A 14,714-nucleotide genomic window follows, 5' to 3' on the forward strand; every position below is an offset into this window, starting at 1 on the left:
CCAGCAGTTCCGGGTCATCGACCTGGTCGACCTTGTTCAGGTAGACGACCATGTACGGAATGCCGACCTGACGGCCCAGCAGGATGTGCTCGCGCGTCTGCGGCATCGGGCCGTCGGCAGCGTTCACGACCAGGATCGCGCCGTCCATCTGCGCCGCACCCGTGATCATGTTCTTCACGTAGTCGGCGTGGCCGGGGCAGTCGACGTGCGCATAGTGACGCGCGTCCGACTCGTACTCAACGTGCGCGGTCGAGATCGTGATGCCGCGGGCGCGCTCTTCCGGGGCGCCGTCGATCTGGTCATAGGCCTTGAATTCACCAAAGTATTTGGTGATCGCAGCCGTCAGCGTCGTCTTGCCGTGGTCAACGTGACCGATCGTCCCGATGTTGACGTGCGGTTTCGTACGTTCAAACTTTGCCTTTGCCATCATGGCCTCCTATCGGAGAGGGCCACCCGCGCGACAGCCCCCATCGTGAAACATCCGCCGCGACTTATATTTGCGCAGGGGAAAAATCAAGGGCAGCCGGGTCCCGCCGGCACGTCACAGAAACAGTGTCGCTCGCAGGAACCAACGGGCAATCAGAACGCTTGTGGCTGGGAAGGCAGACCCGTCCTTCAGGCGGCTGCCGTTTCATGTCGGAGGACGAGATGAGTCTGATGAAATCCCTCGCCCGGGTCGCGGCCGGCGTCATGCTGGCCAAGGGGATCGGGACCATGATGAAGAATGCGCAGGCCCGCCCGGCCGGCAGCCCCGGAGCGGGGACAGGCACGACGGCAAGCGCAGGTGGCTCGCGGCCCCATTCGGGCAGCATTCTGGGCGACCTGCTCGGCAATAATTCGGATCATCCGGGAACCTCAAAGGCGGGCTCGGGCGGGCTTGGCGACATCCTTGGCCAGGTCCTCAGCGGCCGCCCCGCTGGTGCGGGCGGCGGCAAGCCCTATGGCGGTGCGCATTCCCCCGCGGGTGGCGGGCTGGGTGGCATCCTGGACCAGCTGACGCAGGGCCGGCTCGGCAGCGGCGGATCGGCGGGCGGCGCCGGGCGCCCATCCTCAAGCGGAGGCGGCGGCCTTGGTGACATCCTGGCCGGAGGCGCCGCTGCGGGTGGCCTTGGCGGGATCCTGGGCGAGCTTCTGGGCGGGGGTCAGGCCCGCGCGGGCACGCCTGCGCCCGCTTCGCCTTCCGGCGGGCTGGCGCAGAAGGACTCGCAACCGACGAATGATTCCAGCTTCGGCGATCTTTTCAACGACGCGCTGGCAAGCGGGGGTGAACCGCAGACCGCCCCCACCCCGGAACAGAATGCCGTGGCGGGGCTGATGCTCAAGGCAATGATCCAGGCCGCCAAGTCCGACGGCAAGGTCGACGAGGTCGAGCAGGCGCGGCTGATGAAGGAATTCGGCGAACTCGATGACGAGGATCGCGCCTTCATCCGCGAACAGATGGCCGCCCCGGTCGATCCCGCAGCTCTGGCGCGCGAGGTGCCGCAGGGCATCGGGCCGCAGGTCTATCTGATGTCGGTCATGGCCATCGACTTCGACAACCGCAAGGAAGCCGAATACCTGCACGCGCTGGCGACCTCGCTGGGGCTGGACAAGGCGACGGTGAACGCGATCCACGAAAAGGTCGGGGCCACCCAGCTTTACGCCTGATCGAACAGACCAAGCTGGCGCGGGGCATTTCCTGCCCCCGCCTCTTCCAGCGCGGAAAGGGTGATCCCCAGCAGCCGCACCCCATGCGGATCGGCGAAGACCGGTTCAAGCAGGTCGCAGGCGATGGCCAGCATCTGGTCCCGGCTGATGACGGGGGCGGGCAGCGATCTTGCCCGCGTGATCTGGCGGAAATCCCCGTATTTCACCTTGAGCGTGACCGTCCGCCCCGCCTTGCCCGAGGCGGTGACATGCCGCCAGACCTTGTCCGCCAGCGGCGCAAGCTCGGCATGGGCGGCAGAGATGTCGCGCAGGTCGTCAAAAAACGTGTTCTCCGCGCCGACCGACTTCCTGACCCGGTCCGGCTTCACCTCGCGGTGGTCGATTCCGCGCGCGATATTCCAGTAATAGGTCCCCGACTTGCCAAAGCGCGCGGTCAGGAACTCAAGGCTTTGCCGCGCCAGATCCGCCCCGGTCAGGATGCCATGCGCCTCCATCCTCGCCGCCGTCGCGGGGCCGACGCCGTGAAATCTACCGATCGGCAGGGACTGGACGAACTCTGCCCCGGCTTCGGGCGGGATCACGAACAGCCCGTCGGGCTTGCGCTGATCCGAGGCCAGCTTCGCCAGAAACTTGTTGTAGCTGACCCCGGCCGAGGCGGTCAGCCCCGTCACCTCGCGGATGCGGGCGCGGATCTCCTGCGCGATGCGGGTTGCCGTGCGGCCCTCAAGGTAATCGGTCAGGTCCAGATAGGCTTCGTCCAGGGACAGGGGTTCGATCAGCGGCGTGTAATCGGCAAAGATGTCGCGGATCTGCTGGCTGACGGCGCGATAGACGTCGAAGCGCGGCTTGACGAAGATCAGGTCGGGGCACAGCCGCTTTGCCCGCATCGAGGGCATGGCCGAGCGCACGCCAAAAGGTCGCGCCTCGTAGCTGGCGGCAGCGACGACGCCGCGCTGAATGCCCCCCACGGCGACCGGTTTGCCGCGCAAATCGGCGTTGTCGCGCTGCTCGACCGACGCGAAGAAGGCGTCCATGTCCACATGGACGATGCGGCGGATGCGCTCGCTCTCGCCGGTCACGCGAGGATGCGGGCGTCCCCCGCGGTCAAGCCTTCGCCCATGCGGTCGAAGCGCATATGGGCGATGGCGCGTCCGCCCGACTGGGTGAACAGCGTCCCGGCCTCGCGCCCGTCGGCCATCAGGATCGGGGTGCCGACCGGGGCCTCGCCGTCGATGCCGACCGTGATCAGCCCCTTGCGCAACTCGGTCTTGTGCTTCATCCGCGCCGTGACCTCCTGCCCGACATAGCAGCCCTTGCGGAAATCGACGCCGTGCAGGCGCTCGAACCCGGCTTCAAGGATGAAGGTCTCGTTCGGGATCAACTCGGCAAGCGTCTCGGGGATGCAATGCTCGACCCGGATGGCATCGAAATCGGTGCCGTCGTCCTGCCCGATACTGCCGTAAAGCCGCCATCCCAGCGCCTCATGCCGGGGATCGGCGATGGCGGCGTCCGGCATATCGCCCACCCCGCGGGAAACCAGCAGGTCCGTCTCCTCGATCGTCGCGGCCGAGCGCAGCTTGTACATCGACAGCCGCCGCACCAGATCGTCGGCCAGCCGCGCATCCACGTCGATCAGCAGCCGCTCGCCCTCGGGCACGATCAGGAAATCGGACAGGTATTTGCCCTGAGGCGTCAGCAGCGCGGCCCAGCAGGGGACATCTCCGACCTTGTTCGTCACCAGCCCTTGCAGAAACGCAATCCGATCCGCCCCCGAGACCGCCAGTATCCGCCGCATCACTTCTCTCCGAACTGCAGTTGGACGAGCGCCGCATAGGAGCCGCCTTTTTCCATCAGTTGGTCATGGCTGCCCTCTTCGACAACCCGCCCGGCCTCCAGCACGATGATCTTGTCGGCGCGGCGGATGGTGGACAGGCGGTGCGCGATGACCAGCGTGGTGCGGCCGACGGACAGCTTGTCCAGCGCCTCCTGCACCAGTCGTTCACTTTGCGCGTCAAGCGCGCTCGTCGCTTCGTCCAGCAGCAGGATCGGCGCATTGCGCAGGACCGCGCGGGCAATCGCGACGCGCTGGCGCTGGCCGCCGGACAGGGCCGAACCGCGCGGACCGGCGGGCGTATCCAGCCCTTGCGGCAGCGGGTCGACGAAATCGGCGACATGGGCGGCCTCGATCGCGCCGCGCAATTGCGCCTCGTCCTCGGGATGGCCCAGAAGGATGTTTTCGCGCAAGGTTTCATCAAAAAGCGCGGCATCCTGGCTGACGGTCGAGAACTGATCCCGCAGGGTCGCCAGATCGAACTGGGCCAGCGGCACGCCGCCCAGAGTGATCTCGCCCGATGCGGGATCGATCATGCGGGTCAGCAGGTTGAAGACCGTCGACTTGCCCGCGCCCGAAGGCCCGACCAGGGCCGTCGTCTGCCCGGCCTCGGCGGTGAAGGTCAGTCCGTTCAGCACCGGATGCCCGTCATAGGCCAGTCGCACGTCGTGAAGCCGGACCGTGGTATCGGGCGGTGGTTCGCGCCGCGGCCCCGACGCGATCGAGGGGCGCATGTCCAGGATCTCGTAGATCCGCTCAAGGCTGGCGGCGGCGGTTTGCCAGGTCCCGGCCAGGCTGCCCAGGCGGCGCAGCGGCTGAAACGCCAGCGCCATCGCAGTGAAGAAGGACATGAAGTCGCCGACGGTGCGTTCGCCCGACATCACCTCGGCACCGCCCAGCCACAGCACGCCCATGAAGCCGATGCCGGTCACGATGTCGACCAGCGCGGGCACCGTCGCCCCGATCGCCGACATCTTGATCTGGCCGACGCGGATGCGGTCCACGATCTGGGCGAAGCGCCCGGCCTGGTAATCCTCCATCCGGTTAAGCTTGACCGCGTTGATGCCGTGCAGCACCTCGTCCAGCCGGGTCGCGCGCTGGCTGGCATTCTGGCGGTTCTGGCGCATCTTGCGCCGGATATAGCGTTGGACCAGCACCATCGGCAGGATCAGCAGGGGCGCACCGATCAGCGCGGCCAGCGTCCATTCCGGATCGACCGCGACCGCCACGCCGAACAGCGAGACAAGCGAGACGATGTCGCGCCCCATCCCCGAGATGAAGGTGGACCAGACGCCCTGCACGGCGATCGAGTCGCCCTGCACCCGTTCGATCATCGCGCCCGGCGGGTTTTTCTGGAAGAAGTCGCTGTCCAGCGTCATGACATGGCGCAGCATGTCGGTCTGCATCCGGGTCGAGACCGCCAATGAGACCGAGGTCATCAGGCTGCGGTTGATGACAAAGGTTGCCGCGCGCAGCATGAACAGCGCGAAGATCACGCCGCCCACCCACCAGATCGCATTGCTGTCCCCACCGACGAAGACGCGGTCGAACAGCGGCTTCAGCATCCAGCTGAGCAGCCCCAGGGTCGAGCCCTCCAGGACCAGGAAAAACAGGGCAAGGATGATCCTTGCCCAATAGGGGTGCAGGTAATCCCGCCACATGCGCGAGAACAGATTGGCCGTCTTTTGTAATCTGTCCGCCATTTGGTGCTTTCCGGGTCCAATTCCGCCAAGGCATAAGCCGTGCGGCTTCGGGCGGCAAGCCGGGGCTGAATTCCCGCGTGGCGTTGACCTTGGCGCGGCGCGGGCCTACCGATTGGCGCGTTCGTCAGAAAGGCCTGCTGAAAATGAGCTTTGCCCAGGGTCGCCCGGTTGTCGCCATCCCCGGCCCCTCGCCCGTTCCGGATCGCGTCCTGCGCGCGATGCACCGCCCCTCTCCCGACATCTATGGCCCGGACATGGCGCGGGAAAACCGTGCCATGATGGCCGGGCTGAAGCGGCTGGCCGGCACCTCGGCGCATTGCGTCCCCTATATCGGGAACGGCCATGCCGGCTGGGAAGCGGCGAATGTGAACCTGTTCAACCGCGGTGATCTGGCGCTGGTCGTGACCTCGGGGCATTTCGGGCGCGGCTGGGCGCAGACCGCGCAAAGCCTGGGGATCCGCATAGAGACGCTGGATTTCGGCCTGTGCCCCCCCGACCCCGCGCGTCTTGCCGAACGCCTGGCCCGCGATCCGGGCCATGAGATCAAGGCGGTGCTGGTTTGCCAGGTCGACACCGCCAGTTCGGCGCGCGCCGACATTCCCGCCTTGCGGCGCGCCATCGGAGAGCATCCGGCCCTGTTCGTGGTCGATGCCATCGCCTCGCTCGGATGCGAGCCGATGTTCATGGACGAATGGGGCGTGGACCTGCTGGTCTCGGCCAGCCAGAAGGGTCTGATGCTGCCGCCCGGCATGGCGTTTCTGTGGTTCTCGGACCGCGTCCGCGCGCTTGGCCGTACCGACCTGACCACCCCCTATTGGGACTGGGCCCCTCGCGCCGACGCGACCGAGCTTTGGCAATTCTGGAGCGGCACGCCCCCCGTCCAGCACATCTTCGGCATGAACGAGGCTCTGGCACTGCTTCTGGATGAAGAAACCCTGCCCCATGCCTGGGCCCGGCACGAGGCGCTGGCCCGTGCGACCTGGGCCGCGCTTGATGCCTGGGGCCAGGGCGGCAGCGGCATTTCCGCCGTGGTCGCGGATCCGGCCGGGCGCGCGCGCTCGGTCACGGCGGCGACGGTTCCGAATGCCACCGCATTGCGGACATGGGCGCAAGAGAAGGCTGGCCTGACACTCGGCGTGGGCCTTGGCGCGGCGGACCCGGAGCACGGGATGCGTATCGCCCATATGGGCCATGTCAGCGCCCACCAGCTGCTGGGGACGCTGGCCGTAATCGAGGCCGGGATGGACGCGCTTGGCATTACCCACGGCCCCGGCGGGATCGAGGCCGCGGCCCGGCTGATCGCGAAGGCGGCCTGACCTTTGCCCGAAGGCAGCGTCGCATGGGTATTTGGGAAACGGTGAAGATGCTCCGCATCGCGCGGTGAAGGCCGTTGCCCTGCCCCGCGCCTCGCGCCATTTTCGGCGCAAGGCTCCTTTCACCGGAATCTTCCATGCGCCTGACAACTCCGCCCGAATTCCACTCGGAAGCGATCCTGACGGATACCGATTTCGGACTGCTGGACCGGATTCTGCGGGCCGAGGCCGAGGAGCACGGCCTTGACCTGCATGACGGCCATGGACGCTCGACCTGGTGCGAGACTGAAATGGGCGAGTTCGGCGTCAAGCGGCGGGGCAATGACGCGCTTGTCTTTGCCCGCGCGCACAGCCTGGAATGGCTCGCCTCGATCCAGGAGGCGATTTTCGAGCATCTGTCCGAGACACTGCCCGATCTGGGCCAACGCCTGCGCTGGTCCTCGCCCGCCGATGCGGGCAAGATCCCCCTGAACTTCTCCCTGGCGCGGGTCGAGCGCGTCGACCGGATCAGCGCCGACTTCGTGCGGATGCGGCTTGCAGGTCCCGACCTGCGCCGCCTTACGACGCGGGATTCGATCCATTTTCGTCTGGTCCTGCCGTCCACAGGGGACACCGCGCCCGAGTGGCCCCGGATCGGCGAGAACGGCCAGACCGTCTGGCCCAAGGGCGATAAGGCCCTGCATCGCCCCGTCTATACCGTTCGCGCCATCGACGAGACCCAGGGTTGGCTGGACTTTGACATCTTTCTGCATGCGGGCGGGCGTGTCAGCGAATGGGCCCTGTCGGGACCAAAAGGTCGCACCGTCGGATTGAGTGGGCCGAATGGCGGCGGCATCCCCGATGCGGCAAGCCTGGTTCTGGCCGGGGATGAAACCGCATGGCCCGCCATCGCGCGCATCCTGGCCGAGCGTCCCGATGCCGATGCAAGCGTCTGGCTGATGGGTGCGCGCGCCGATTACCCGCTGCCCCTGTCCACGCGCACCCGCGTCACCCACCTGCCGGAAGGGCCCGGGGAACTGGTCCGAATCCTGCGCGAAACTCCCCCCTCGCCCCAAACCATGCTGTGGATGGCATGCGAGAAAACCGTGCTTGCGTCCCTGCGCGGCTTTCTGCTGGACGAGTTGGGGCATGACCGCCACCAGACGCATCTTGGCGCATACTGGACACGGGCGGTCATGCAGAACTTCCCTGCGTAATAGTTGACAATTTTACCCTGAAGTCAGATATGACCCGCAATGCCGCGGCCAAGGCCGATGACCTGCATCTTTTGCAGGCCTCCTTACCAAGCGTCAGCGGACGGACCTATGCCGAAGAGACGAAGGATCGCCATGAGCCACCTGTCGCTGCCGCGCCTGCGCGCGGGCACCGCCCTTACGCTTGCCTGCCTGATGTTGGCTGCGCCGATTCATGCCCAGGAAGCCGGCGGCACACCACAGGCCCCGGCCATGGACCAGCAATCCGCCCCGGTGCCCGCGACCCCCGACTCCGCCGCGCCTTCTCCCCAGGCGACCCCGGCCCCGGCCCCGGCAGCGGATGCCCCGGCAGCGGATGCTCCGGCAACGACGACGTCGGCCCCCGCGACGGCCGCGCCGCAACCCGCCAGCGATCCCGCGCCGGCTTCAGTGACCCCGTCTGTCTCCGAAACCACCGCACCCGCCGAGACGGCGCCGGTGCCCGTCGTGCCGGCGACCCAGCCCGAGACGGCCCCGCAGGCCCAGTCCGGGGGGATCCTGCCGCAGATCCTGCAAGACGCGCTGGACCCGCTGACCCCGGCCGAACGCGACCCCAACCTGCCCCATGACCTGTCGCCCATCGGGATGTTCCTGGCCGCCGACTGGGTGGTCAAGGGCGTGATGATCGGCCTCGCTTTCGCCTCGGTCGTGACATGGACGGTGCTGATCGCCAAGTTCCTTGAACTGGCAGGTGCGCTTGGCCGGGTCCAGTCCGGCATCCGCCGGATCGAGGCTGCGGCAAGCCTGCCGGCCGCACTTGGCGCGATCGGCGCGCGCCGCGACCCCGTCTCGCGCATGATCCGCGCCGCCGCGACCGAATATGACCGCTCGGCCCCCGCGCTGGACCAGGCCGGCGATTCCGGCCTGAAGGAGCGCGTCGATTCCCACCTTGACCGGATCGAGGCCGTCGCGGGTCGCCGCATGGGTCGCGGCACCGGCGTCCTGGCCACCATCGGCTCGACCGCGCCCTTTGTCGGCCTGTTCGGCACCGTCTGGGGCATCATGAACAGCTTCATCGGCATTTCCGAGGCGCAGACGACCAACCTTGCCGTCGTCGCCCCCGGCATCGCCGAAGCGCTTCTGGCGACGGCGATCGGCCTTGTCGCGGCCATTCCGGCGGTCGTCATCTACAACGTCTTCGCCCGCGCCATCACCGGCTACCGCCTGCGGCTGGCCAATGCCGCGGCCGGTGTGAAGCGCCTTGTCAGCCGCGACCTGGACTTCCGCGGCACCGACCAACGCAGCGAGGTCTGATCCATGGCCGGAGGCATCCGCGAATCCCACGGCGACGATCTGGTCGAGAACCACGAGATCAACGTCACGCCCTTCATCGACGTGATGCTGGTGCTGCTGATCATCTTCATGGTGGCGGCGCCGCTGGCGACGGTCGATGTCAATGTCGACCTGCCGGTTTCGAACGCGACCCCGGCCCAACGTCCCGACCAGCCAATCTGGGTCACGGTCAAGCCGGACCTGACGCTGGCCCTTGGGAACGAAGACATCGCACCGGGCGGGCTGGCCGCGGCGCTGGCCACCGCGACCGGCAATGACCATGAAAAGCGCATCTTCCTGCGCGCCGACAAGGCCGTCACCTATGGCGACCTGATGGGTGTGATGAACACCCTGCGCGAGACGGGGTATCTGAAAATCGCGCTGGTCGGGCTTGAATCGACCGCCGCAGTACCCGCGACGCCAGCCAGCACCGCCGCAGCCGCGGCCGCTGCGACCCCTGCGCCCGCCCCCGCACAGGCCCCCGCGCCATGAGCGAGGCGCGCAACCCGATCCTGCGCGAAGGCGCGCTTTGGGGTTCCGCGGCCCTGATCGTCGTCGCCGCCCATCTGGGCGGCGCGCTGTGGATCATGCACCGGGCCGAGGCGGCGGCACCGCCGGGACTGCCTGATGCGGTCTATGTCGAACTGGCCCCCATGCCTCAAGCTGCGGCGCCGATGGACGAGGCCGAATCCGAGCAGGTTGAGGAGGCCGCACCCGATCTCGAACCGCAGCCCGAGCCGGAACCCGAACCAGAGCCCGAGCCGGAACCGGAACCCACACCCGATTTCGCGCTGGCCGAGCCGCTGCCGGAACTTGAGCCGCTGCCGGACATGAACACGCTGTTCCCGCCACCTCCCGACGCCGTGGTCATCCAGAAATCTGTCCGCCCGAAGACCCGCCCCGAGCCGCCCGACCCGGAGGAGCCGAAGGTGGTGACGCAGCAAGTGGTGACCAAGAAGGAAGAGAAGAAGAAGGAAAAGGCACCTCTGGTCCAGGAGGAGCTCAAGGCCTCCACCACCGTCCGCGCCCCCAGGGCCGAGCGGACAGCATCGCAACAATCCGGGGAGCAGCCGAGCCCGAGGCAGGTTGCGACGTGGGAGTCCAAGATCAACTCGGCCGTGTCGCGACATATGCGACGTGCGCGCGTCGCGGATAAGCGCGGCAAAGGATCGGTCTCGGTCACAGTCGCGTTCACGATTTCGCCGAATGGCGCAGTCTCGAACGGCAGGCTGCAAAGTTCAACGGGAGATGCTCGGACAGATGCTGCGCTTCAGCGTCAAGCGGCCAGTTTGCCGCGGATGCCGGCTCACCCTTCTGGCAGGTCGATCCCGCTCGTGTTGCCGGTGAGGATCGACTTCTAACCGCCTAAACTCAACGCCCCCGCCCCCAGCGCCTCGACCCCCAGAACGGGGGCGAGGCCGCGGATCACGGCGGCCAAGGCGCGGGCATCGCCCTCGGCATCGGCATTGCGCCGCCAGACCACGGCCAGATCGCGCGACGGCGCGGGCTCGGCAAAGGGCACGACCCGCAGCCGGCCATCGCGGTTCTCATCCGCCAAGGCAAGACGGGGGATCAGCGTCATCCCCATTCCGCTTGCCACCATCCGCATCAGGGTGGCCATCGACGCGGCCTCAAGGTTCACCTTGCTGCGCGGGCTGCGCATCCCGCAGACATCCAGCGCCTGATCGCGCAGGCAATGGCCGTCCGCCAGCAGCAGCAACCGCTCGACCTCGATATTTTCTGGGCGCGCGGGTCCGGCAAGATAGGATTCGTCGTCTTCGGACATCGCGATCAGGAACGTGTCGCGCAGCACCGGCTCGGCCTCGATCCCCGCGGGACCGGCGGGAAGCGCCATCACGCCCGCGTCGAAACGATGGCTCGATACCCCCTCCAGCAGCTTGTCGGTGACGACCTCGTGCAGTTCCAGATCCAGCGAGGGATGGGCATGGCGCAGCGCCGGGATCAGATGCGGGATCAGATAGGGTGCAACGGTCGGGATGATCGCCAGCCGCAGCCGCCCCGACAGGGCCGACCGCCCCGCCCGCGCCACCGCCTGAAACCGCTGGGCATTGTCCATCAATTCGCGGGCAATGGGCAAAAGCCGCTCTCCCAGCGCGGTCAGGCGCACGGGGCCGGTCCCGGCGCCACGTTCGAACAGCGCGCCGCCCAGCCGCGCCTCAAGCTGGGCGATCTGGCTGGAAAGACCCGGCTGCGAAACGTTCGATACCTCGGCCGCGCGGCCAAAGCTGAGAAGCCGCGCGACGGCAAGGAAATAGGTGATCTGGCGCAGGGTAAAGTTCATAATCCGAACTTATCACAGCGTCAGGGAATGAAAAGCACGGCTTTCGCCCCGATCAGGCAGCCTTCTCGGGCCGCCAGACCAGCAGCTTGTCGATCCGGCGACCGTCAAGGTCGACGACCTCGATCCGCCAGCCGTCCCACTCCACGCAATCGCCCACCTGCGGAATCGCCCCGGCCAGGTCCAGAACCAGCCCGGCGACCGTCGAGAAGTCGCGATCCTCGGACAGCGGGACCGACAGGCGATCGGCGAATTCGTCGACCGGCATCCAGCCCGCGACCAGCAGGCTGCCATCCTCGCGCTGGACCAGCTTCGGTTCGTCATCGTCCATGCCCGAGAATTCGCCGGTAATCGCTTCCAGCACGTCCATCGGCGTGACCACGCCCTCAAAATGGCCGTATTCGTCATAGACCAGCAGCATCTGCCCCGGCGAGGCGCGCAGGCGCGAGATCACCTCGGGCGCATCCATCGTCTCGGGGATGATCGGGGCGGCCTTCATCACCTCGCGCAGGTCAAAGGACTGGCCATTGACCGAGATCAGGTCGGCGCTGGCAACGACGCCGACCATCGCGTTCTCGTCCCCGTCGCTGACCGGCAGGCGAGTGCGGTGACTTTGCTGGAACTTGCGCGCGATGGTCGCGAAGCTGTCCTTCAGATCGACGGCGATGATGTCGCGGCGCGGCGTCATCAGTCCGCGGGCGCTGCGGTCGGCGATGCGCATGACCCCCGCGATCATCTCGGTCTCGGCCCGGTGCATGACGCCCGCATTCTCGGCCTCGGCGATGACCAGCTTGATTTCTTCGTCCGAGATGCCGCGGTCGTCCTCTCCGGTCTGGCGCAGCAGTTTCAGCACAAGCTTGCCCGAGCGGTCCAGCAGCCAGACCAGCGGCGCCGCCACGCGCGAGATGCCCCGCATCAGCGGCGCGACCCGGACTGCGACCGTTTCAGGAGAACGCAGCGCGATCTGCTTGGGGACAAGCTCGCCCAGGATCAGCGACAGATAGGTGATGGCGACAACCACGCCCCCCATGCCCAGCGGCTGCGCCAGCGAAGGCGGGACGCCCCAGCCGGGCAGCGCGGCGGCAAGGCGCGTGCCCAGCGTGGCCCCTGAAAAGGCGCCCGACAGCACGCCGACCAGCGTGATGCCGATCTGGACCGAGGACAGGAAGCGACCCGGATCATCGGCCAGGCGGATCGCCGTTTCGGCCCCGCGATTGCCCCGGTCGGCCAGCACTTTCAGACGCGCGGTGCGCGACGAGACGATGGCCAGTTCCGACATGGCCAACAGGCCGTTGATCAGTGTCAGAAGGATGACGATGGAGATTTCAATCCACATTGAGAAGGCTCGGTTCCGCTAAGGATGCAGGCGCAGGCTCATGCCAGCGCGCGTGAAAGTAGAAAGGTGGTCGCCTTGATCATCGCGTAGACGACCCCGACCGCGATGACGAAAGAGACGATGCCGACCAGCCCCCCAACTGCGACCCACAGCCCGTCCCGGCCGAGCAGACCCAGCATGGCCAGACTGATCGCCAGTGCGGGCAGCATGTTGCCAAGGGGCACGGGCAGGACCAGCACCAGCGACAGAAGCAGGCACAGCCCGCCGACGATCCGCTGCGCGACCTCGCCCGCCAGGGACTGAAGTCGGGGTCGCAGCATCCGTTCCAGCCAGGCCAGCGCGGGCGTCACCCGCCGGACCAGGGCCGTGAATGTGGCACGTGAAACAGAACGCTGCGCGATCAGGGGGGGCAGCCAGGGCTTCTGCGCCATCATCATCTGATAGCTCAGATAGACCAGCGGCAGGCCCAGCACGGCAGACATGCCGGGGGGCGCGGGCAGGACGTTCGGGGCGGCGAAGATCAGGATCAGCGCAGCCAGCGAGCGCCCGGGCAGCAGGGTCAGAAGGTCGCGCATCGAGATGCGCTGGTGAACCCCCTCATGCGCAAGATCGGCCAAGCGCTGCGAGAGGCTCTGGCGCGCATCGGGGTCGTGGGGGCCGGGCTCCGGCAAGGGATCATCCCCGGGATCGGGGACGAGGGGTTCGACATCGCCCGGCCCGCATTGTCGCGGAGGCTCGGAACTGTCGGAAGGGGCGTCGATCATCGAAGGTCGGCGGCTGTTTTCCGTGAAGGTGAGGCCCTAATGTAGCGAAAAAGGCCGCGGGAACAACCAAAGATCCGAATTCCCGCGGTCAAATCCACGAATCCGCCGAAACGCGCCGCACCCGCAGGCAGGCGACGCGTCGGGACGCGCCGCCCGAAAGCGCATCAGCGGGGGCGGAACAGCTCTTTTAGGGTCGAAGGCTGCGAGCGCAGATATTGCGGCGCGGCCGTGACGCTGGCCCCCAGTTCCGCCGCGACATGCCAGGGCCAGCGCGGGTCGTAAAGCACGGTGCGCGCCACGGCGACCATGTCGGCGTCGCCGGTGGCCACGATCGCCTCGGCCTGATGGGCCTCGGTGATCAGCCCCACGGCGATGACCGGGATCGAGACCGCCTGCTTGACCGCACGCGCCAGCGGCACCTGATAGTTCGGGCTGACCGGAATCTTCTGGCGCGGGTCCAGCCCGCCGCTGGAGACGTGGATCGCATGGCAGCCCCGCGCCTCAAGCTCGCGCGAGATCGCGACGGTGCTGTCGCTGTCCCACGTCCCCTCGGTCCATTCGGGGCTGTCCACCCAATCCGTGCCGGACAGCCGCACGGTCACGGGGTAACCTTCGGGAACGGCCGCCTTCACCGCGTCGAACACCTCCAGCGGGAAGCGCATCCGGTTTTCCAGGCTGCCGCCATATTCGTCGCTGCGCCGGTTCGACAAAGGCGACAGGAACTGATGCAGCAGATAGCCATGCGCGGCATGGATCTGGATCGCGTCGATACCCAGCCGGACCGAACGGCGCGCGGCTTCGGCAAAAGCGTCGCGCACCCGATCCATGCCGGCGCGATCAAGGGCGGTCGGGGCATTGTCCGTCGCTGCGAACGGCAGGTCCGACGCCGAAACCGTCTGCCAGCCATTCGTGGCATCGGGCGCGATCTGCGCCCCGCCGTCCCAGGGCTTCGCGGTCGAGGCCTTGCGCCCGGCATGCGCCAGCTGGATCGCGATCGGCATGTCGGACCAGTCCCTGACACCCTTCAGCACGCGCGCCATCGCCGCCTCGGTCGCGTCGTCCCACAGGCCCACGTCGCCATAGGTGATCCGCCCCTCGGGCAGGACCGCACTCGCCTCGATCGTCAGGATGCCCGCACCCGATTGCGACAGCATTCCCAGATGCATCAGGTGCCAGTCGGTCATCTTGCCGTCCTCGGCCGAATACTGGCACATGGGCGCGATCACGATGCGATTGGCAAGGGTCGAGCCGCCGATGGAAATCGGCTCGAAAAGCTTGGACTGGGGCATGAGGCCCTCCTGCTGATGGTTCCCGAAT

General features: G+C 67.3%; 14 protein-coding genes. 6 read left to right on the plus strand and 8 right to left on the minus strand.

The window, feature by feature from the left end:
• Positions 1 to 427 (minus strand): GTP-binding protein (locus ACO2Q4_RS17470; RefSeq protein WP_423320869.1); only part of this gene is annotated, 427 nt, incomplete at its 3' end.
• Positions 428 to 657: 230 nt separating this feature from the next.
• On the opposite strand from ACO2Q4_RS17470, the gene ACO2Q4_RS17475 reads away from it, so the two are divergent.
• Entirely contained in the window at positions 658 to 1,647 is a 990-nt protein-coding gene (locus ACO2Q4_RS17475; RefSeq protein WP_423320871.1) for a tellurite resistance TerB family protein, read from the plus strand.
• Here the strand turns inward: ACO2Q4_RS17475 and dinB are convergent.
• From dinB to ACO2Q4_RS17490, 3 genes are read right to left on the minus strand one after another with little or no spacing between them, the layout of a single operon-like run.
• The gene (gene dinB / locus ACO2Q4_RS17480; protein ID WP_423320872.1) at positions 1,638 to 2,726 is read right to left on the minus strand and encodes a DNA polymerase IV; all 1,089 of its coding nucleotides are present in this window, start codon (positions 2,724 to 2,726) and stop codon (positions 1,638 to 1,640) included. The two genes, ACO2Q4_RS17475 and dinB, sit on opposite strands and share 10 nt — an antisense overlap.
• The gene (locus ACO2Q4_RS17485; protein WP_423320874.1) at positions 2,723 to 3,442 is read right to left on the minus strand and encodes a YgfZ/GcvT domain-containing protein; all 720 of its coding nucleotides are present in this window, start codon (positions 3,440 to 3,442) and stop codon (positions 2,723 to 2,725) included. Before ACO2Q4_RS17485 ends, dinB begins: the two co-directional genes overlap by 4 nt.
• Positions 3,442 to 5,181, minus strand: a complete 1,740-nt coding sequence (locus ACO2Q4_RS17490) for an ABC transporter ATP-binding protein (protein ID WP_423320876.1) — start codon at positions 5,179 to 5,181, stop codon at positions 3,442 to 3,444. The genes ACO2Q4_RS17485 and ACO2Q4_RS17490 overlap by 1 nt, the downstream gene beginning before the upstream one ends.
• A gap of 143 nt (positions 5,182 to 5,324) precedes the next feature.
• Here ACO2Q4_RS17490 and ACO2Q4_RS17495 point away from each other — a divergent pair, with 143 nt between their 5' ends.
• From ACO2Q4_RS17495 to ACO2Q4_RS17515, 5 genes are all read left to right on the plus strand, one after another.
• On the plus strand, positions 5,325 to 6,497 hold the full coding sequence (locus tag ACO2Q4_RS17495; protein WP_423320878.1) for a pyridoxal-phosphate-dependent aminotransferase family protein: 1,173 nt from the start codon (positions 5,325 to 5,327) through the stop codon (positions 6,495 to 6,497).
• Between the two features lie 134 nt (positions 6,498 to 6,631).
• Positions 6,632 to 7,690, plus strand: a complete 1,059-nt coding sequence (locus ACO2Q4_RS17500) for a siderophore-interacting protein (protein WP_423320880.1) — start codon at positions 6,632 to 6,634, stop codon at positions 7,688 to 7,690.
• A gap of 132 nt (positions 7,691 to 7,822) precedes the next feature.
• Positions 7,823 to 8,980 carry a tonB-system energizer ExbB gene (exbB, locus tag ACO2Q4_RS17505; protein WP_423320881.1) on the plus strand — a complete coding sequence of 386 codons (1,158 nt, stop codon included), beginning with the start codon at positions 7,823 to 7,825 and terminating at the stop codon, positions 8,978 to 8,980.
• Between the two features lie 3 nt (positions 8,981 to 8,983).
• Positions 8,984 to 9,490: a TonB system transport protein ExbD gene (gene exbD, locus ACO2Q4_RS17510; protein ID WP_311757587.1), complete on the plus strand. Its 507-nt coding sequence runs from the start codon at positions 8,984 to 8,986 to the stop codon at positions 9,488 to 9,490.
• Entirely contained in the window at positions 9,487 to 10,359 is an 873-nt protein-coding gene (locus tag ACO2Q4_RS17515) for a TonB family protein (protein ID WP_423320883.1), read from the plus strand. The genes exbD and ACO2Q4_RS17515 overlap by 4 nt, the downstream gene beginning before the upstream one ends.
• On the opposite strand, the gene ACO2Q4_RS17520 is transcribed toward ACO2Q4_RS17515, so the two are convergent.
• The 4 genes from ACO2Q4_RS17520 to ACO2Q4_RS17535 form a co-directional block, all read right to left on the minus strand.
• Positions 10,356 to 11,300 carry a hydrogen peroxide-inducible genes activator gene (locus ACO2Q4_RS17520; protein ID WP_395131246.1) on the minus strand — a complete coding sequence of 315 codons (945 nt, stop codon included), beginning with the start codon at positions 11,298 to 11,300 and terminating at the stop codon, positions 10,356 to 10,358. The genes ACO2Q4_RS17515 and ACO2Q4_RS17520 overlap by 4 nt on opposite strands.
• Positions 11,301 to 11,352: 52 nt before the next feature.
• Complete coding sequence (locus tag ACO2Q4_RS17525) at positions 11,353 to 12,633, minus strand: hemolysin family protein (RefSeq protein ID WP_311757590.1); 1,281 nt, start codon at positions 12,631 to 12,633, stop codon at positions 11,353 to 11,355.
• Positions 12,634 to 12,671: 38 nt separating this feature from the next.
• Complete coding sequence (locus tag ACO2Q4_RS17530) at positions 12,672 to 13,397, minus strand: exopolysaccharide biosynthesis protein (protein WP_423320886.1); 726 nt, start codon at positions 13,395 to 13,397, stop codon at positions 12,672 to 12,674.
• Positions 13,398 to 13,561: 164 nt separating this feature from the next.
• Positions 13,562 to 14,686 carry an NADH:flavin oxidoreductase/NADH oxidase gene (locus ACO2Q4_RS17535; protein WP_423320887.1) on the minus strand — a complete coding sequence of 375 codons (1,125 nt, stop codon included), beginning with the start codon at positions 14,684 to 14,686 and terminating at the stop codon, positions 13,562 to 13,564.
• Between the last annotated feature and the right edge of the window lie 28 nt (positions 14,687 to 14,714).

Source organism: Paracoccus sp. KR1-242, assembly GCF_049446195.1.
Lineage (GTDB): Bacteria > Pseudomonadota > Alphaproteobacteria > Rhodobacterales > Rhodobacteraceae > Paracoccus > Paracoccus broussonetiae.